Origin of the sequence: Reyranella sp., from assembly GCF_030651995.1 — a bacterium.
In the GTDB taxonomy this organism is placed as follows: domain Bacteria; phylum Pseudomonadota; class Alphaproteobacteria; order Reyranellales; family Reyranellaceae; genus Reyranella.
Map to the genome: position 1 here is coordinate 1 of NZ_JAUSBN010000007.1, position 16,504 is coordinate 16,504.

The following is a 16,504-nucleotide window of genomic DNA, read 5'->3' on the forward strand; positions in this document are numbered from 1 at the left end:
CTTGAGGGGAAACCCTACACGCGAGATGGTCTTCAGACACTCCTGTGGAACTTGGTTAAGCGGCTGGAGTACCTGGGGCTAGTCGGGTCAGGGCTCTGCTTCCACGGTCTTCGGCATTCTCTCGGAGCAGCCCTCTACGACCTGGGAGTGGAACGTGAAGCGAGGAAGGCCGCACTCGGCCACATAAGCGATGCGGCCAGTGCTGTATATGAGCGCGACGGAAATCGACGGGCAGCGTCTGACCGGGCGTTTATGGCCTTTGAACAGCGGCAACAACAGCCGATGAACGTTGTCCGAACGAACCAAAAAACACTGATTTATACAACGCGTGGCAAACCACGTGGCAAACTCGCCCCGATCGGGAACTATCGATTTGGCTAAGTCATTGAAAACGAATGGTGCCCAGGGGCGGAGTCGAACCACCGACACTGCGATTTTCAGTCGCATGCTCTACCAACTGAGCTACCTGGGCACATCGTTCGTTGGCGGCCGGGCTTATAGGACGGGCTAGCTCCGCTGTCCAGACGCGCCGCCACCGCTATCCTCAAGGTCTTCCTCGCCGGGCGCCTCGTCGGTCGGCACGCGATAACCTTCCTTCAGCCAGCGGCCGAGGTCGATGTCGGCACAGCGCTTGCGGCAGAAGGGCTTGTACTTGGGGTCTGCGGGCTTGCCGCACGTCGGGCATCTCGGTTCGATGCGCACGGCGCGCAGCGGCGGGGTCCGGTCAGGCATCGCTCTTTTCCAGCGCTTCGAGCTGGGCCGCCAGGGTCGGGCCGCGCCGGGCGCGGGTCAACTCGAACAGGCCGAGCCGGGTGAAACCGTAGATCTGGGTGGGCACCGGGTCGTTCGCCAGATGCTCGGCCAGCACCGCCTGGACCTTGTCGCGGTCGTAGGCGCTGCGCATCGTCACGAAGTCGATGACCACCGCGCCCGCGATGTTGCGCAGCCTGAGCTGGTGGGCGATCGCCGGCGCCGCCTCCAGATTGACGTCGACCGGCCGGCGTGGCGCGCGGCCCTGGCGGCCGCCGGCACTGGCACTGTCGACGTCCACGGCGCACAGCGTCTCGCCGGGCTCGAACAGCACCTCGACACCGCTCTGCAGGGCGATGCGCGGCGCCAGCGCGGTGTCGATCTGTCCCGCGACGTCGTCGATGTCGAAGGCCGGCATCGTCCCGTTGTGCCAGCGGACGCGGATCTTCTCGCCCAGCCGGTCCATCTTGTCCTGCAGCGTGCGCGCCAGGGCGCGGTCGTCGAGGATCACCTCCTCGAGACCCGCCCCATGATCGCGCAACGCCCGCGCGATCGGATCGCGCTCGCCCGGGATGCGCGACGACAGGTCGGCCGGCGGTTCGACGTCGAGCGCCAGGCGCCGGATCTTCTCCCACCGTTCGAGCACGCCCGTGGCGTCGGCCTGCAGGACCTCGGCGGTGGCGCCCGCAGCGGCGGTGCGCAGAACGATCCCGCCGTCCAGCAGCCCCTCGACATGGCCACGCAGGCGGTCGCGCTCCAGTTCTCCCTCGATGCGACGGGAGAAGGTCACGCCGGCACCGTTGGGATGATAGACGAGATAGCGGCCGCTGATGGCGATGTTCATCGACAGGCGCGGACCCTTGTCGCCCTCGCCGTCGTTGCGCACCTGCACGAGGACCGGCGCACCGAGCGGCGGCCAGCCATCGCTGCCCGAGAGGTCCTCGGCCCGCAGGAAGCCCGCCCGGTCTATGCCGATGTCGACGAAGGCCGCATCGAGATCGGGCATTACGCGCTCCAGACGGCCGAGGAAGATGCTCTCGACCCTCGATGGCCGGTCGCGGCGGACCACCTGCAACTCGACCAGGCGACCTTCCGTCACCAGCGCCATCAGGAACGCCGTGGGCAACACATGGCAGACGAGGCGATCGACGCGGCTCATGGGGCAGAGGCCTCGAGGAGCGCCACGGTTTCGAACAGCGGCAACCCGACGACGTTGCTGTAGGAGCCCGAGAGGAAGGCGACGAAGGCAGCGGCCCGGCCCTGGATGGCATAGCCGCCGGCCTTGCCCCGCCACTCGCCGCTCGCGAGATAGGCATCGATCTCGGCGGCCTCGAGGCGCTTGAAGCGCACGATGGTCTCGACGAGGCGCGTCCGCACCCGGCCGTCGGGACCGGCCACGGCGACGCCGCCCAGCACGCGATGGCGGCGGCCCGACAGTCTCACGAGGCAATCGCGCGCCTCGGCCTCAACTTCGGTCTTCGGCAGGATGCGGCGACCGCAGACCACGACGCTGTCGGCCGCCAGCACGAGGGCGCCGGCGTGACGCTCCTTCACGACGGCGAGTTTCGCCAGCGCCATGCGCAGCGCATAGGCACGCGGCAGCTCGCCCGCCCGGGGCGTTTCGTCGATGTCGGCAGGGTCGATCGTCGCGGGCTCGTGTCCGACCTGTCGCAACAGGTCGAGCCGTCGCGGAGACGCGGAGGCCAGTACGAGCGGGGGGATCGGCGAGGCGCGCAACGCCTACTTGAAGCGGAAGGTGATGCGGCCCTTGGTCAGGTCGTAGGGCGTCATCTCGACGGTGACGCGGTCGCCTGCCAGAACGCGGATGCGGTTCTTGCGCATCTTGCCCGAGGTGTGGGCGAGAATGACGTGGTCGTTGTCGAGCTTCACGCGGAACATCGCGTTGGGCAGCAACTCGGCCACGACGCCTGTAAATTCGATCAAGTCTTCTTTGGCCATCCGGCCTCCGGCTGGGGTGAATTTCTGGGAAAGCGGCCGGAAAATGGGCCGCAGGAGGGGGTAAGTCAATGGCGGCGCGACCAACGCGGGGGACAGCCGGCCTTCTCAGGGGACCCCGCCTCCCCTATACAGAGCGCGGCTACGGACGCCCGGGAAAGAAGGACCAGCAGAAGATGAACCCAACGCGCATGTCCGGCCTTGTGGCCGCCCTGCTCCTGACGCCGGCACTTGCCTTCGCCCAGGCGTCGCCGGCTCCCGCGGCACCGCCCAACGCCATCACCCATCCGGCCCAGAAGACGATCGGCAAGCCGGCCAAGCGGCAGTATTCGACGGCCCTGATCGTCATCAATGCCCGCGGCGCCAAGCTCGACGGCCAGAAGCTGGTCCTCGACGGCGTGTTGCCCACGGCGACCCTGTTCACCAGCCGGCCCAAACGCTCGGTCGGTCACATGGTGACGCCGGACATGGCCGACATCTGGCGCACCGGCAGCTTCGCCAAGGATCCGCCGAACGCCACGGTTTCCGTCTTCCACAAGGACGGCGGCAACGTGTCGGACCTCGTGGTGACCCTGAAGACCGCCAGGCTCGAAGGCGAGAAACTCACCTTCGATGTCGACGTGCTGGAGGGCAGCCTCGGCGCCGCCGACGGTCCGGCCTCCGTGTTCATCGACACGATCTGGTTCGGCATCGGCTCGCACGGCGCCCAGTACTATGGCCAGAACCAGACGACCGGTGGCGAGACGCCGGCGATCGGCGATCCGGACGGCACCAGCACGTTCAGCGGCTGGTCCAATCCGTCGCCGACGCACCCCGTCAATCCGTATGCCGGCGGCGGCTACAACAGCGGCGCCGGCGCACCGCCTCCGCCCGACATCGATCCGCGCTACCAGCAGCGCTACAACGCGCCGACGTGCGGCAAGCCGCCCCTCCTGCCCTGCTACTGAGCCGCACGGTGATGATCATGCAAACCTTCCGACTCTCCGTCGCCCTCGCGACCGCCGCCGCCACGCTCGGCCTCGCCTTCGGCGCCGCCGCGCAGTCCCAGCCGGCCGCGCCCGCCCCCTCCTCGGTGCAGGGCCTGCCCAAGGTCGTCGGCGCGGCGCGCCATCCGCGCCTCATCCCCTCGATGTTCGTGCTGAATGCCCGCGGCGCCAAGCTGCAGGACAACAAGCTGATCCTCGAAGGCATCGCGCCCAGCGTCATCGTGTTCGCCGACCGCCCGGTCCGTTCGGCCGGCCACGCGATGCTGGCGCACGTGCTCGAGGAGTGGACGCTGAAGGCTCCCAACTCGTTCGCCAAGGATCCGCCCAATGCCACGGTGTCGGTGCTGAACAAGGCGAAGGCCAGCGTCGTCGATGCCGTCGTCACGCTGAAGTCGCCGAAGCTGGAAGGCGACAGGCTCACCTTCGACGTCGACGTGCTCGAGGGCGACCTCGCGGGCGCCGACGGCGGCGCCTCGGTGTTCATGGACCTCGTCAACCTGCCGGTGCCGCGTCACAGCTCGCATCGCGCCGCCTGGTACGCGGGCGCCGACAGCACGCGCTGACGACGTCCTTTCAGGCGCTCGTGCGGGAACGGTCTCAGACCGAGGGCGTGATCGGTATCCCGAAGCGGGCCTTCAGTCGGGCCAGCACCTGGTCGCGGGTATGGCGATAGGCGTCGAGCCGCGTCTCCCGCGATCCCTCCACGGCGCTGGGGTCGGGCATCGGCCAGTACTCGACTTCGGTCGCCGTCCCGCGCGTGAACTCGAGGGCGCTGTGATGCGCTTCCGGCGACAGCGTGACAATCAGCTCGAACGACGCGGCATCGACGTCGTCGAACGTCTTGGCATGGTGACGGTGGACGTCGATGTCGATCTCGTCGAGAGCGGTGACGGCAAATCCGTCGACCTCGCTCGCGCGCACGCCGACCGAATCGATAAAGACCCTGTGGCCGTAGAGCCGCTTGGCCAGAGCCTCGGCCATCGGCGACCGGACGGAATTCTCGCTGCAGGCGAAGAGCAGGCTGGACGGCAGTCCGATCATCGCCCCTCCGCGCTCACGATTTGATGTGCAGGGCGCAGATCAGCGTGAACAGCCGCCGGGCCGTGTCGTGGTCGACCTCGATCTTGCCGTCGAGCCGCTCGCGCAGCAGGTCAGAACCCTCGTCGTGCAGGCCCCGCCGGCCCATGTCGAGCGCTTCGATCTGCGACGGGCCGAGCTTCTTGATGGCGGCGTAGTAGCTCTCACAGATCAGGAAGTAATCCTTCACGACCTTGCGGAACGGGGTCAGCGACAGGACGATGTCGCGCAGCTTCTCGTCGGCCTCGTTGCGCACGTCGAACACCAGGCGCTGTTCGAAGATGCCGATGCGCAGGCGATAGGGGCCGGGCTGGCTGCCGACCAGAAGGAAATCATTCTCCTCGATCAGGTCGAACAGCGCGACGGCCCGCTCGTGCTCGACTTCGGGCGCGCGGCGGGCGACCGATTCCTCGTCCAGCACGACATCGACGATGCGCCGCGCCTTGTCGGTCGTCCCGGCCGGCATCGCTAGCGTCCCAGCCGGAGCGAGACCGAACGGCCATGGGCGCCGAGCCCCTCGGCATCGGCGAGCGCCACGGCGGACGGGCCGAGGGCGGCCAGAGACTGCGGCGTACAGGCGACCAGCGACGTCCGCTTCAGGAAGTCGGACACGCCCAGCCCGCCCGAGAAACGCGCGGCGCGAGAGGTCGGCAGCACGTGGTTGGTGCCGGCGACATAGTCGCCGATCGCCTCGGGCGTGTGGCGGCCAAGGAAGATCGCGCCGGCATGACGGATCTTCTGCGACAGCGCCTCGGCCTCCGCCATCTCCATCGCCAGCTCGACATGTTCGGCGGCAATGGCGTCGACGATGGGCGGCGCGGCCGAGAAGTCCGGCACCAGGATCACGGCGCCATTGTCGCGCCAGCTCGCCGCGGCGATCTTGGCGCGGGCAAGCGTCTTCAGCTCGGCCTCGACGGCGCGCAGGACGGCGTCGGCAAAGGCCGCATCGTCGGCGATCAGCACCGATTGCGACGACGGATCGTGCTCGGCCTGCGACAGCAGGTCGGCGGCAATCCAGGCCGGATCGTTGTGGCGGTCGGCAACCACGAGGATTTCGGAAGGGCCGGCGATGAGGTCGATGCCGACCTGGCCGAACACGCGGCGCTTGGCCGCCGCGACGTAGGCGTTGCCCGGCCCGGTGATCTTGTCGACCGGCCTGATCGATTCCGTGCCGTAGGCGAGCGCCGCCACCGCCTGCGCGCCGCCGATGCGCCAGATCTCGTCGGCGCCGGCGATCGCGGCCGCCAGCATGACCAGCGGATTGAGCGCGCCGCCGGGCGTCGGCACCACCATGACGATGCGGCTCACCCCCGCGACCTTGGCCGGCACGATGTTCATCAGCACCGAGGACGGGTAGGCCGCCGTGCCGCCCGGCACGTAGACGCCGGCCGCGTCCACCGGCCGGTACCGCGCACCGAGCCGCGTGCCGGTGGCGTCGGTGAAGTCGACATCCTTAGGCATCAGCGCACGATGGAAGGCCTCGATACGCCGGGCCGCAAAGACCAGCGCCTCGCGCTGCGCCGCCGGCACCTGCGCCGCCGCCGCGTCGCGTTCGGCGTCGGAGATGCGCATGGTGGCAGCAGTGATTCCCGCCCAGTCGAACCGGGCGGTGTAGTCGACGACCGCCGCATCGCCGCGCGCGCGCACATCGGCCAAGATGCCGGCGACCACGCGGTCGACATTCTCGTCGGTATCCCGATTGCGCCCGAGGAAGGCCGAAAATTCCTTTTCGAAACCCGGCGCCGAGGCGTCGAGCCTAAGCGGCACGGGCGGCCCCTGCGGCGACCTCGCGGAAACGGTCGATCCAGTGGCCGACCCGCTCCGGCCGCGTCTTGAGCGCGGCGCGGTTCACGATGAAGCGCGAGGTGATGTCGGCGATATGCTCGATCTCGACCAGACCGTTCTCCTTCAGGGTGCGGCCGGAATCGACGAGGTCGACGATGCGGTGGCTGAGGCCGAGCGACGGCGCCAGCTCCATCGCGCCCGACAGCTTGACGCACTCCGCCTGCACGCCGCGCGCGGCGAAGTGCCGGCGCGTGACCTCGGGATACTTGGTGGCGATGCGGACGTGGCTCCAGCGGCGCGGATCGTCCCGGCCCGCCATCTCGACCGGCTCGGCGACGGCCAGGCGGCACTTGCCGATGCCGAGATCGATCGGGGCGTAGATCTCCGGATAGTCGAACTCCATCAGCACGTCGGCGCCGGCGATCCCAAGATGCGCCGCGCCGAACGCCACGAAGGTCGCCACGTCGAAGGAGCGGACGCGGATGATGTCGAGATCGGGATGGTTGGTCGCAAACCGAAGCTGGCGGGCATCGGGATCGGCGAAGGCTGCTTCCGGCACGATGCCGGCAGCCGCGAAGACGGGGCCGGCCTCCTTGAGGATGCGGCCCTTGGGCAGCGCCAGGATCAGCTTCTCGTTAGCCTCGCTCGACACGACAGGTTCTCCAGTAACGAATGCCCGCCCCTCGCCGGAGCCGAAAGGCTATTCGACCGGGTGGGCGGGCTTCCACGGGGTGGGCCAAGGCTCCCCTACGTCCCCCAAATGGCATGCGAGCCGGCCGATTTCCAGCCGTATGGCCCGTCCGGCCGAAAAGCGCAGGAGGACTGAACGGTCGTTCTCCAGCACCACCGCGAGCAATTCCAGCATCCGGTCGGGCTCAGCCGTGGGGATGTCATGGTGCCGCACGCCCGTGACCTCGTTGAAAACGAGGGCGGAATGGGTCCGGGTATGGCCGGTCCCCTGCTCGGGATCGGCTTCCCACCGGAACCGGTTGAGCAGCAGGACGAAGCGGCTCTCGTCCTTCAGCAAGGCGCAGTCGCGGACCGCCACCAGCGCGTCCTGCACGGCAGCGGAAATGATGGCCAAGTCGTCGGCATCGAGGGCGGACAGTTTCAGCTTGGCCGTCATGCGTCCTAGCCCTTCAGCCGCTCGATGTCGGCACCGCAGGCGCCGAGCTTCTCTTCCAGACGCTCGAAGCCGCGGTCGAGATGATAGACGCGATGCAGCATCGTGTCGCCCTCGGCCGACAGGGCCGCAATGGCGAGCGACACCGAGGCGCGCAGGTCGGTCGCCATCACTTCGGCGCCGCGCAGCTTCGGCACGCCGCGCACCAGTGCCGACTGGTGATGGATGGTGACGTTGGCACCCATGCGCGCCAGTTCCGGCACGTGCATGAAGCGGCTCTCGAAGATCGTCTCGGTGATCATCGAGGCGCCCTCGGCCCGCGTCATGAGCGCCATCATCTGCGCCTGCAGGTCCGTCGGGAAGCCCGGGAACGGCTCCGTCATTACGTCGACGCCGTGCAGCGCGCCGTTGGTCCGGTGCACCCGCATCCCGTGCTGGGTGTCCTCGAGCGTGACGCCGGCCGCGCGCAGGCTGGCCGCCACCGTGTCGATCAGGTCGACCCGGCCGCCGATCAGCTCGACGTCGCCCGCCGTCATGGCGACGGCCATGGCATAGGTGCCGGTCTCGATACGGTCGGGAATGACCGCATGTTCGATCGGCTTGAATGACGTCACGCCCTCGATGGTGAGCGTCTCGGTGCCGATGCCGCCCACCGGGACGCCCATCGCCGACAGGCATTCGGCGAGATTGGCGATTTCGGGCTCGCGGGCGGCATTGTCGAGCACGGTCGTGCCCTTGGCCAGAGCAGCCGCGATCATCAGATTCTCGGTGGCGCCGACTGACACTTTCGGGAAGGTGTAGCGCGCGCCCTTGAGGCCCTTGGGTGCCCGCGCGACCATGTAGCCACCGTCGATGTCGATCTCGGCGCCCATCGCCCGCAGGCCGGCAATGTGCAGATCCACGGGACGGGCGCCGATCGCGCAGCCGCCCGGCAGCGACACCCTGGCCTGGCCCTCGCGCGCCAGCAGCACGCCCAGCACCAGCATCGAGGCGCGCATCTTGCGCACGATGTCGTAGGGCGCGGTGGTCGAGGTGATCTTCGCGGCCTTCAGCACCATCGTCGTGCCGTGGCTGTGGCCGTTTTCGCCGGCGGTCGCCTCGATCTCCACCCCGTGCTGGCGCAGCAGCTGCATCATGGTGGTGATGTCGGCCAGCCGTGGCACGTTGTGCAGGGTAAGCGGCTGGTCGCTCAGCATCGAGGCCACCATCAGCGGCAGCGCCGCATTCTTGGCGCCGGAGATGTGGATCTGGCCCTTGAGCTGACGGCCGCCCCTGATACGAATTCTGTCCATGGTCGCCTCCGCTCAGATTTTCGGCAGGGTGACGCCGCGCTGGCCCTGATACTTGCCGGCCTTGTCGCGGTAGGAAACCTCGCAGGGTTCGTTGCCCTGAAGGAAGAGGAACTGGCAGGCGCCCTCGTTGGCATAGATCTTCGCGGGCAGCGGCGTGGTATTGGAGAATTCCAGGGTCACGTGACCCTCCCACTCCGGCTCGAGCGGCGTCACGTTCACGATGATGCCGCAGCGCGCATAGGTCGACTTGCCGACGCAGATCACCAGCACGTCACGCGGGATGCGGAAATATTCGACCGTCCGTGCCAGCGCGAAGGAATTGGGTGGGATGATGCAGACTTCAGTGTTGCGGTCGACGAAACTCTGCTGGTCGAAGTTCTTGGGGTCGACCACCGACGAATTGACGTTGGTGAAGATCTTGAAGTCGGTACCGACGCGGGCGTCGTAGCCGTAGGACGACAGGCCGTAGGAAATAACGCCTTCGCGCTTCTGGGCGTCCACGAAGGGCTCGATCATGCCCTTCTCCTGCGCCATGCGGCGAATCCAGCGGTCGGAGAGAATGCTCATCGGGCGCTTCTAAAGGAGGGAGGGAGCTGGCTCAACCGCCAGCCTTGACCGGGGCCCGGCCAACGTCCGGGCCGGAACTCCGGCCTGTGTCCGCCGGCTTCAGGACATCCCCCTTCGCGCGCGCCTGCGCCTTGCGCCGCTTCAGGTTTTCGCGCAGAGCGGCAGCGAGACGTTCGGCGCGTTCGTCCTTCTCCGGAACAGGTTTCGAGGGGGCCACCATGGCCGGGAGGATACACCATTGATCGAGGCCCTGCGCACGCCAGATGAGCGATTTGCCAATCTTCCGGATTGGCCTTTTCAACCGAAATACCTGGAGCGGCCCGATGCGCTGCGCCTGCACTATGTCGACGAGGGCCCGCGAGATGCCGGAAAAACCTTCCTCTGCCTGCACGGCCAGCCCACCTGGAGCTATCTGTACAGGCGCATGATTCCGCATTTCACGGCGGCCGGGCACCGGGCCGTCGCGCCGGATTTCCTGGGTTTCGGCCGGTCGGACAAGCCGAAAGACGAGGCCCTCTATACGTTCGAATTCCATCGCGACACGATGCTTGGCGTGATCGAGGCACTCGACCTCCGCAATATCGTGTTGGTCGTCCAGGACTGGGGCGGCCTGATCGGCCTGACCCTGCCGATGGCAGCGCCCCAGCGCTACACGGCGCTGCTGGTCATGAACACCGACCTCGGCACGGGCGATCGCCCGCTCGGCCAGGGATTCCTCGCCTGGCGTGACTTTTCGAACCGCAATCCCGACCTGAATATTGCCGGCCTGATGAAGCGCGCCTGCCCGCATCTCTCCAATGCCGAAGCGGCCGCCTATGGCGCGCCCTATTCCGATTCGTCCTACAAGGCGGGAGTCCGACGCTTCCCCAATCTCGTGCCCGACAGGCCAGAGGCCGGCGGAGCCGCCCTGTCCCGGGGGGCCCGGACCTTCTGGCGCGAGCGCTGGACGGGCAAGAGCCTGATGGCGATAGGCATGAAGGATCCCGTCCTCGGCCCGCCGATCATGCGCGAACTTCACACCGTCATCCGCAATTGTCCGCCCCCTTTGGAAATCACCGACGGCGGACACTTCGTGCAGGAATGGGGCGATGAAATCGCCCTCGAGGCCCTGAAGACGCTATAGCTCAGTCGCCCGCCGCCAGGGCCTCGATGTGCTCGCTGGCGCCGCGCTTCCTGGAATGGTCGGCTGCCAGCATCACGTAGACGGCCGGCACCACGAACAGGGTGAAGAGCGTGCCGACCGCCAGGCCGCTGGCGATCACCAGGCCCATCGAGAAGCGCGACAGGGCACCGGCTCCGGTGGCGACGATCAAAGGTACGACGCCCAGCACCATTGCCGCCGTGGTCATCAGGATCGGCCGCAGACGGATGGCGGCGGCTTCCTGGATGGCCTCACGCCGCGACTTGCCGGCCTCCTGAAGTTCGTTGGCCACCTCGACGATCAGGATGCCATGCTTGCTGATCAGCCCCATCAGGGTGACCAGACCCACCTGGGTGTAGATGTTCAGCGTCGCCCCCGGCATGCCCACGGTGCTGAGCGCCATCAGGAAGATGAGCGCGCCCGCGATCGACATCGGCACCGAGAACAGGATGATCAGCGGATCGCGAAAGCTCTCGAACAGCGCCGCGAGCGACAGGTAGATGATGATCAGCGCGAAGCCGAAGGTGACGATGAAGCCGCCCGTTTCCTGGATGTACTGCCGCGACGCGCCGCCATAGTCGATCGAGTAGCCCTGCGGCAGCGTGCGCTGCGCCAGCTCCTTCAGCGTCTCCAGTGCCTCGGCCTGCGACACGCCCGGGAAGGCGACGCCCTGGATGGTGGCGCTGTTGAGCTGCTGGAAGTGATTGAGCGACTGCGGAATCGCCTTGGTGACGATCGACGCGACGGTGGACAGCGGCACCGTGGTGCCGTCGCCGGCCTTGATGTGATAGTCGAGGATCTGGTCGATGTTCTGCCGCGAGGACTGCTGGACCTGCGGGATCACCTTGTAGGAGCGGCCGTCGAGGGCGAAGTAGTTGACGTAGCCGCCGCCCAGCATCGAGCCCAGGGCGCCGCCGATGTCGCTCATCTTCAAGCCGAGCGCCGAGGCCTTGTCGCGATCGATCACGACCGTGGCCTGCGGCGCGTCGATCTTGAGGTCTGTGTTGAGGAAGATGAAGCGGCCGGTGGCGAGCGCTTCCTGCAGGAACTTCTGCGCCACGTCGTTCAGCGCATCGAACCCGCCCGTCGTGTTGATCACGAACTGGATGGGCAGGCCGGTCGACCCCGGCAGCGGCGGCGGCTGGAAGGCCACGACCTGGGCGCCGGCGATTCCCGACAGCTCCTGCTGGACGATCGGCTGCAGCTGGTTCGAGGTCATGACGCGCTGGTCCCACGGCTTCAGCACGTAACCCGCGATCGACTGGCCGGGCACGTCGAGCTGGAAGACGTGATCGGTCTCCGGATGGCTGACGCCGATCTTGTAGATCTCGCGCGAATAGATCTGGCGCTGGTCGATGGTCGAATTGGGCGCCGAGGTCGCGAAGCCGATGATGATGCCCTGGTCCTCCTGCGGCGCCAGCTCGCTGCTGGTGGCCGAGTAGAGGAAGTAAATGCTGCCGAGTACCAGCACGGCGAAGGTCGCCGTCACCGGCAGATAGTTGAGGCTGCCGGTCAGCCAGCGGGAATAGCCGCGCCGCAGCCGGTCGAACACGTTGTCGATGCCGCGGATCAGGCGCGCCTCCAGGCCGCCGTCGTCGTGAGCATGCGGCTTCAGCATCCGCGAGCACATCATGGGCGAGAGGGTCAGCGCGACGACCGCCGAGATGGTGACGGCACCCACCAGGGTGAAGGCGAACTCGGTGAACAGCGCGCCCGTCAGGCCGCTCTGGAAGCCGATCGGCACATAGACGGCGATCAGCACCACGGTCATGGCGATGATCGGCCCGCCCAACTCGCGCGCCGCCTGGATCGCCGCCGGGAAAGGCTTCTGCCCTTCCTCGAGATGGCGGTTCACGTTCTCGACCACGATGATGGCGTCGTCGACCACCAGGCCGATCGCCAGCACCAGCGCAAGCAGGGTCAGCAGATTGATGGAGAAGCCGAAGGCCGCCATCATGGCAAAGGTGCCGATCAGCGACAACGGAATGGCGATCAAGGGAATGATCACCGAGCGGATCGATCCCAGGAAGGCGAAGACAACCAGGGTCACGATGACCAGCGCCTCGACCAGGGTGCGGATCACCTCGTCGATCGAGCTGTTCACGAACTCCGTCGAATCGTAGATGATCTGGCCGTTCAGCCCCTGCGGCAGCTGCGCCTGGATCTCCGGAAAGACGTCCTTCACGCCCTTGATCACGTCGAGCAGGTTGGCGGCCGGCGCGACCTGGATGCCGATATAGACCGCCTTCTGGCCGTCGAAGCTCACTTCGGATTCGTAATCGTCGGAGCCCAGCGTCACGTTGGCCACGTCGCTGAGCCGAACGATCGCGCCCTTGTCCTGCTTCAGCACCAGGTTGCGGAACTCCTCCAGCGAACTCAGCGCCGTCGAGGCCTTGAGGGTGACCTGCACCATCTGGCCCTTGGTCGTGCCGAGGCCGGCGATGTAGTCGTTCGCCGTCAGCGCCTGGCTGACATCGGCGGCGGTCATGCCGTAGGCAGCAAGCTTCTGCGGGTCGAGCCAGGCGCGCAGCGCGAAGTTCTTTGCCCCCAGCAGTTCGGCCGTCTGCACGCCTTCGACCGCCTGCAGCCTGGGCTGCACGACGCGGACCAGGTAGTCGGTGATCTGGTTCGGCGCCAGCTCCTTGCTGTTGAAGCCGATGTACATCGCGTCGATCGTCTGCCCGACCTTCACTGTCAGCACCGGCTGCTGCGTCCCGGTGGGCAGCCGGTTCAGCACCGAACTCACCTTGGTGTTGATCTCCGTCAGCGCCTTGCTCGAATCGTAGTTGAGACGCAGATAGACCGTGATGGTGCTCACGCCGCTCTGGCTGGTCGAGGTCATGTAATCGATGCCGTTGGCCTGGGCGATCGCCTGCTCCAGCGGCGTGGTGATGAAGCCTGCGATGACGTCAGGATCGGCGCCGTAATAGGTCGTCGTGATCGTGACGACCGCATTCTCGGTGCGCGGATACTGCAGCACCGGCAGGGCGCTGATGGCACGCAGGCCGACGACCAGGATCAGCAGGCTGACCACGCTCGCCAGTACCGGACGGCGGATGAAGAGATCGGTGAACTTCATGGGACGATGTCCTGCAGGCTGGCTATTTGTCGACGATCTTCGGGGCGGGGTCGTTGGTCGGCACGGCGCGGTTGTCGACCAGCACCGGCACGCCGTTGCGCAGCTTGATCTGGCCGGAGGTGACGACCGTGTCGCCTTCGGAGACTCCCTTCAGGATCGCCACCTGGTCGCCGCGCGTCGCGCCCGTCGTGACGAAGACCTGTCGCGCGACGAGTTCGGGCTTGGCATCAGCGCCCTTGCCCTTGTCGTCGACGAGGTAGACCAGCGAGCCGTAGGGATTGTAGCTCACAGCGGTCTGCGGCAGCGTGACCAGACGCTGCGCCGCACCGGTGTCCAGCTCGACCGTGGCGAACATGCCGGGCATCAGCTTCTGGTCCGCGTTCGGCAGGGTGGCGCGCACCTGCACATTGCGGCTGCCCGTCTCGATCTTCGGATTGACGGCTGTGATCTCGCCTTGGAAGGTGCGGCCGGGGAAAGCGTCGACCTTCGCCCGCACCTTGTCGCCGACGGCGATCTGCGCCACGGCCTGCTGGGGCAGGAGGAAGTCGACAAAAATGGGATCCATCGACTGCAGGGTCGCGATCATGGTGCCCGCCGCGAGGAACTGGCCGAGGTCGACCTGGCGCAGGCCGAGCTTGCCGTCGAACGGCGCCCGGAGCGTCTTCTTGTCGAGGATCGCCTTCTGGACGGCGACCTGCGCGCGGGCATTGCGCAGATTGGCTTCGTCGTTGTCGACGATCGCCTGGCTGATCGCCTGCGCCTTGAGCTGCTTCAGGTCGCGGTCGTAGGTGATCTGCGCGAGGGACGCCGTCGCCTCCAGCGACTGAAGCCGGGCCTCTTCGTCTTCCTTGCGCAGGGTCAGCAGCACCTGCCCCGCCTTCACCTCGTCACCCGACTGGAAGGTGATCGTCTCGACCACGCCCGGCACCTCGAGCGACAGCTCTGCGCCGCGCACGGCCCGCAGGGTGCCGACCGCATCGATCCGCGGCTGCCAGTCGCTGGTCTCTGCCTTCGTGGCGGAGACCGTCTGAGGCATGTTGGCCATGCCCGCCATGGCTTCCTGAATCTTGCCGTTGACGAAGGCCTTGAAGCCGAACAACCCGCCGAGCACTGCGCCGACGAGAATGAGCATGATGAGCATTCGCTTGATCATCGTATGCCTCTTGAGCTGATCAGGATGGATAGGTCTGAAAGGGAAAGAACGACCGGTCAGTGACCGGCGCGCGGAAGCTTGATGTCCTGGACGGGCGGCAGCGCGAAGCGCGTCGGCTTGCCCATCGATTTCGGATCGACGTCGGTGCGGTTCCACCAGCCGCCCCCCAGCGCCTGGAACAGCGCCGCCGTGTCGGAGTAGCGCGCGGCCTGTGCCCGCAGCCGGTTGATGACGGCGGTCTGGTAGGTCTGCTGGGCGTTGAGCAGGATCAGATAGTTCACGGCACCGAGCTGATACTGCTGCTCGGAGAGTCGGAGGCTCGCCGCTGCGGTCTGCTCGGCGGCGACCTGGGCCCGCAGCGTGTCGGCATCGTACTGCACGGCCCGCAGAGCGTTGGCGACATCCTGGAAGGCCGACAGCACGACGCCGCGATACTGCGCGGCCGCACGCTCGTAGGCGGCGATCGCGGCCTGACGCTGATGGTCGAGCTTGCCGCCGTCGAACACGGTCTGCGCGATTCCGAGGCCGATGCTCCACACGCCAGAGCCCGGCACGATCAGGGAGCTGATCCCGCCCGAGGTGAACCCCAGCAGGCCGGTGATGGTGAACTGCGGCATCTGGTTGGCGACCGCGACGCCAATATCGGCGCTGGCGGCATGGAGCTGCGCTTCGGCCGCCCGCACATCCGGCCGCTGCTCGACCAGCGTCGAGGGCAGGCTGAGCGGAAGTTCCTGCGGCAGCTTGAGCCTGGCGAGATCGAAGCTCTCGCCGCGGTCCTGATCCGGCGAGCGGCCGACCAGCCGCATCAGCTGGTTGCGTTGCTGGGCCAGCTGCTTCTGCAGGGGCGGCAAGGTCGCCTGGGTCTGCGTGAGGGCCGCCTCCTGGGCCAGGACGTCGGCGCGCGAGGCGCCACCCAGATCGAACTGGCGGCGCACCACCGTCAGCGAATTGTTGAGGATGTTGACGACGTCCTGGGTCGCTTTGATCTGGGCCTGCAGCGAGGCGAGGTTGATCGCGGCCACGACGACGTTGGAGGAAAGCGTCAGATAGGTCGCCTCGAGCTGGAAGCGCTGGTTCTCCGCCGCCGCTTCCCGGGATTCGACCTGGCGCCGCACGCCACCGAACACGTCGGGTGAATAGGAGATGTTGAGCGACGCCGCGGTGACGCCGAACATGGCGGCCGATCCCACCTGCCCCTGCGAAGCTGGCGAAGCGAGCTGCTGCTGGCCCGACCCGTTGGCGTTCAAGCTTGGGAACAGGCCACCCTGCTGGGCGAAGTAGAGTTCCCGCGCCTGTCGCAGCGCCGCCTGGGCGGCGTCGACGTCGGGATTGGCCTGCAGCGATTCACGAACCAGAGCGTCGAGCTGCGGCGACTGGAACAGGGCCCACCACTCGCCGGGAATGTCCTGCTCGGGCACGAAAGTCTGCGCGCCGCCGCCGGGACTGGCCGCGGAGCTGGTCTGAAGGGCCAACGGCTCGGCCGTGTAGCCAGTCGATGTCGGCTTGGCCGGCTTCACGAAATCCGGACCGGCGGTGCAGCCGGCGAGGAGGAAGGCCGTGAAGGCCACGAGAAAGGGTGACCGCCTGTGCATGCT

18 protein-coding genes, 1 tRNA gene and 1 pseudogene are annotated in these 16,504 nt (G+C 67.2%); 4 read left to right on the plus strand and 16 right to left on the minus strand.

The window, feature by feature from the left end:
• A pseudogene (locus Q7V45_RS02010) lies at window positions 1-381 on the plus strand (hypothetical protein); the annotation flags it as partial.
• A gap of 15 nt (window positions 382-396) precedes the next feature.
• Here Q7V45_RS02010 and Q7V45_RS02015 read toward each other — a convergent pair.
• From Q7V45_RS02015 to infA, 5 genes are all read right to left on the minus strand, one after another.
• A tRNA-Phe gene (locus Q7V45_RS02015) sits at window positions 397-472 on the minus strand.
• Window positions 473-507: 35 nt separating this feature from the next.
• Window positions 508-732 (minus strand): DNA gyrase inhibitor YacG, encoded by a 225-nt coding sequence (locus tag Q7V45_RS02020; RefSeq protein WP_304846140.1) that lies wholly within the window; start codon window positions 730-732, stop codon window positions 508-510.
• Window positions 725-1,909 (minus strand): ribonuclease E/G, encoded by a 1,185-nt coding sequence (locus Q7V45_RS02025; protein ID WP_304846143.1) that lies wholly within the window; start codon window positions 1,907-1,909, stop codon window positions 725-727. Before Q7V45_RS02025 ends, Q7V45_RS02020 begins: the two co-directional genes overlap by 8 nt.
• Window positions 1,906-2,487 (minus strand): nucleoside triphosphate pyrophosphatase, encoded by a 582-nt coding sequence (locus Q7V45_RS02030; RefSeq protein WP_304846146.1) that lies wholly within the window; start codon window positions 2,485-2,487, stop codon window positions 1,906-1,908. Before Q7V45_RS02030 ends, Q7V45_RS02025 begins: the two co-directional genes overlap by 4 nt.
• A 3-nt stretch (window positions 2,488-2,490) precedes the next feature.
• On the minus strand, window positions 2,491-2,709 hold the full coding sequence (gene infA, locus Q7V45_RS02035; RefSeq protein ID WP_295137458.1) for a translation initiation factor IF-1: 219 nt from the start codon (window positions 2,707-2,709) through the stop codon (window positions 2,491-2,493).
• Between the two features lie 188 nt (window positions 2,710-2,897).
• Here infA and Q7V45_RS02040 point away from each other — a divergent pair, with 188 nt between their 5' ends.
• Entirely contained in the window at window positions 2,898-3,653 is a 756-nt protein-coding gene (locus Q7V45_RS02040; RefSeq protein ID WP_304846154.1) for a hypothetical protein, read from the plus strand.
• A 17-nt stretch (window positions 3,654-3,670) separates the two neighbouring features.
• Window positions 3,671-4,255: a hypothetical protein gene (locus tag Q7V45_RS02045; protein WP_304846157.1), complete on the plus strand. Its 585-nt coding sequence runs from the start codon at window positions 3,671-3,673 to the stop codon at window positions 4,253-4,255.
• A gap of 34 nt (window positions 4,256-4,289) precedes the next feature.
• Here Q7V45_RS02045 and Q7V45_RS02050 read toward each other — a convergent pair whose 3' ends face one another.
• Genes Q7V45_RS02050 through Q7V45_RS27005 form a run of 8 tightly spaced genes read right to left on the minus strand, consistent with a single transcriptional unit; the run spans window position 4,290 to window position 9,876 of the window.
• Window positions 4,290-4,733, minus strand: a complete 444-nt coding sequence (locus Q7V45_RS02050; protein ID WP_304846160.1) for a low molecular weight phosphatase family protein — start codon at window positions 4,731-4,733, stop codon at window positions 4,290-4,292.
• A 13-nt stretch (window positions 4,734-4,746) separates the two neighbouring features.
• Window positions 4,747-5,235, minus strand: a complete 489-nt coding sequence (locus Q7V45_RS02055; protein WP_304846163.1) for a UPF0262 family protein — start codon at window positions 5,233-5,235, stop codon at window positions 4,747-4,749.
• Between the two features lie 2 nt (window positions 5,236-5,237).
• The gene (gene hisD / locus Q7V45_RS02060; RefSeq protein WP_304846166.1) at window positions 5,238-6,536 is read right to left on the minus strand and encodes a histidinol dehydrogenase; all 1,299 of its coding nucleotides are present in this window, start codon (window positions 6,534-6,536) and stop codon (window positions 5,238-5,240) included.
• Window positions 6,526-7,206, minus strand: a complete 681-nt coding sequence (gene hisG / locus Q7V45_RS02065; RefSeq protein WP_304846169.1) for an ATP phosphoribosyltransferase — start codon at window positions 7,204-7,206, stop codon at window positions 6,526-6,528. Before hisG ends, hisD begins: the two co-directional genes overlap by 11 nt.
• 48 nt (window positions 7,207-7,254) lie before the next feature.
• A complete protein-coding gene (locus Q7V45_RS02070; RefSeq protein WP_304846172.1) occupies window positions 7,255-7,680 on the minus strand; it encodes a DUF2948 family protein in 426 nt (141 codons plus the stop codon).
• A 5-nt stretch (window positions 7,681-7,685) separates the two neighbouring features.
• The gene (murA, locus tag Q7V45_RS02075; RefSeq protein WP_304846175.1) at window positions 7,686-8,969 is read right to left on the minus strand and encodes a UDP-N-acetylglucosamine 1-carboxyvinyltransferase; all 1,284 of its coding nucleotides are present in this window, start codon (window positions 8,967-8,969) and stop codon (window positions 7,686-7,688) included.
• A 12-nt stretch (window positions 8,970-8,981) separates the two neighbouring features.
• Complete coding sequence (dcd, locus tag Q7V45_RS02080) at window positions 8,982-9,536, minus strand: dCTP deaminase (RefSeq protein ID WP_304846178.1); 555 nt, start codon at window positions 9,534-9,536, stop codon at window positions 8,982-8,984.
• A gap of 31 nt (window positions 9,537-9,567) precedes the next feature.
• On the minus strand, window positions 9,568-9,876 hold the full coding sequence (locus Q7V45_RS27005; protein ID WP_370692541.1) for a hypothetical protein: 309 nt from the start codon (window positions 9,874-9,876) through the stop codon (window positions 9,568-9,570).
• On the opposite strand from Q7V45_RS27005, the gene Q7V45_RS02090 reads away from it, so the two are divergent.
• Window positions 9,775-10,659 (plus strand): haloalkane dehalogenase, encoded by an 885-nt coding sequence (locus tag Q7V45_RS02090; protein ID WP_304846184.1) that lies wholly within the window; start codon window positions 9,775-9,777, stop codon window positions 10,657-10,659. The genes Q7V45_RS27005 and Q7V45_RS02090 overlap by 102 nt on opposite strands.
• Window position 10,660: 1 nt before the next feature.
• Here the strand turns inward: Q7V45_RS02090 and Q7V45_RS02095 are convergent, their stop codons facing one another.
• From Q7V45_RS02095 to Q7V45_RS02105, 3 genes are read right to left on the minus strand one after another with little or no spacing between them, the layout of a single operon-like run.
• Window positions 10,661-13,756: an efflux RND transporter permease subunit gene (locus tag Q7V45_RS02095; RefSeq protein WP_304846187.1), complete on the minus strand. Its 3,096-nt coding sequence runs from the start codon at window positions 13,754-13,756 to the stop codon at window positions 10,661-10,663.
• Window positions 13,757-13,778: 22 nt separating this feature from the next.
• Window positions 13,779-14,909, minus strand: a complete 1,131-nt coding sequence (locus Q7V45_RS02100; protein WP_304846190.1) for an efflux RND transporter periplasmic adaptor subunit — start codon at window positions 14,907-14,909, stop codon at window positions 13,779-13,781.
• 56 nt (window positions 14,910-14,965) lie between these two features.
• On the minus strand, window positions 14,966-16,501 hold the full coding sequence (locus Q7V45_RS02105) for an efflux transporter outer membrane subunit (RefSeq protein ID WP_304846193.1): 1,536 nt from the start codon (window positions 16,499-16,501) through the stop codon (window positions 14,966-14,968).
• Window positions 16,502-16,504 lie beyond the last annotated feature (3 nt).

Excerpts from the sequence above, each read along its gene's own strand:
- Q7V45_RS02055 (WP_304846163.1), bottom strand. The coding sequence starts at position 5,235 with ATGCCGGCCGGGACGACCGACAAGGCGCGGCGCATCGTCGATGTCGTG.
- Q7V45_RS02020 (WP_304846140.1), bottom strand. The coding sequence starts at position 732 with ATGCCTGACCGGACCCCGCCGCTGCGCGCCGTGCGCATCGAACCGAGA.
- Q7V45_RS02095 (WP_304846187.1), bottom strand. The coding sequence starts at position 13,756 with ATGAAGTTCACCGATCTCTTCATCCGCCGTCCGGTACTGGCGAGCGTG.
- Q7V45_RS02100 (WP_304846190.1), bottom strand. The coding sequence starts at position 14,909 with ATGATCAAGCGAATGCTCATCATGCTCATTCTCGTCGGCGCAGTGCTC.
- dcd (WP_304846178.1), bottom strand. The coding sequence starts at position 9,536 with ATGAGCATTCTCTCCGACCGCTGGATTCGCCGCATGGCGCAGGAGAAG.
- infA (WP_295137458.1), bottom strand. The coding sequence starts at position 2,709 with ATGGCCAAAGAAGACTTGATCGAATTTACAGGCGTCGTGGCCGAGTTG.
- Q7V45_RS02050 (WP_304846160.1), bottom strand. The coding sequence starts at position 4,733 with ATGATCGGACTGCCGTCCAGCCTGCTCTTCGCCTGCAGCGAGAATTCC.
- Q7V45_RS02040 (WP_304846154.1), top strand. The coding sequence starts at position 2,898 with ATGTCCGGCCTTGTGGCCGCCCTGCTCCTGACGCCGGCACTTGCCTTC.
- Q7V45_RS02105 (WP_304846193.1), bottom strand. The coding sequence starts at position 16,501 with ATGCACAGGCGGTCACCCTTTCTCGTGGCCTTCACGGCCTTCCTCCTC.
- Q7V45_RS02070 (WP_304846172.1), bottom strand. The coding sequence starts at position 7,680 with ATGACGGCCAAGCTGAAACTGTCCGCCCTCGATGCCGACGACTTGGCC.
- Q7V45_RS02045 (WP_304846157.1), top strand. The coding sequence starts at position 3,671 with ATGCAAACCTTCCGACTCTCCGTCGCCCTCGCGACCGCCGCCGCCACG.
- Q7V45_RS02025 (WP_304846143.1), bottom strand. The coding sequence starts at position 1,909 with ATGAGCCGCGTCGATCGCCTCGTCTGCCATGTGTTGCCCACGGCGTTC.
- murA (WP_304846175.1), bottom strand. The coding sequence starts at position 8,969 with ATGGACAGAATTCGTATCAGGGGCGGCCGTCAGCTCAAGGGCCAGATC.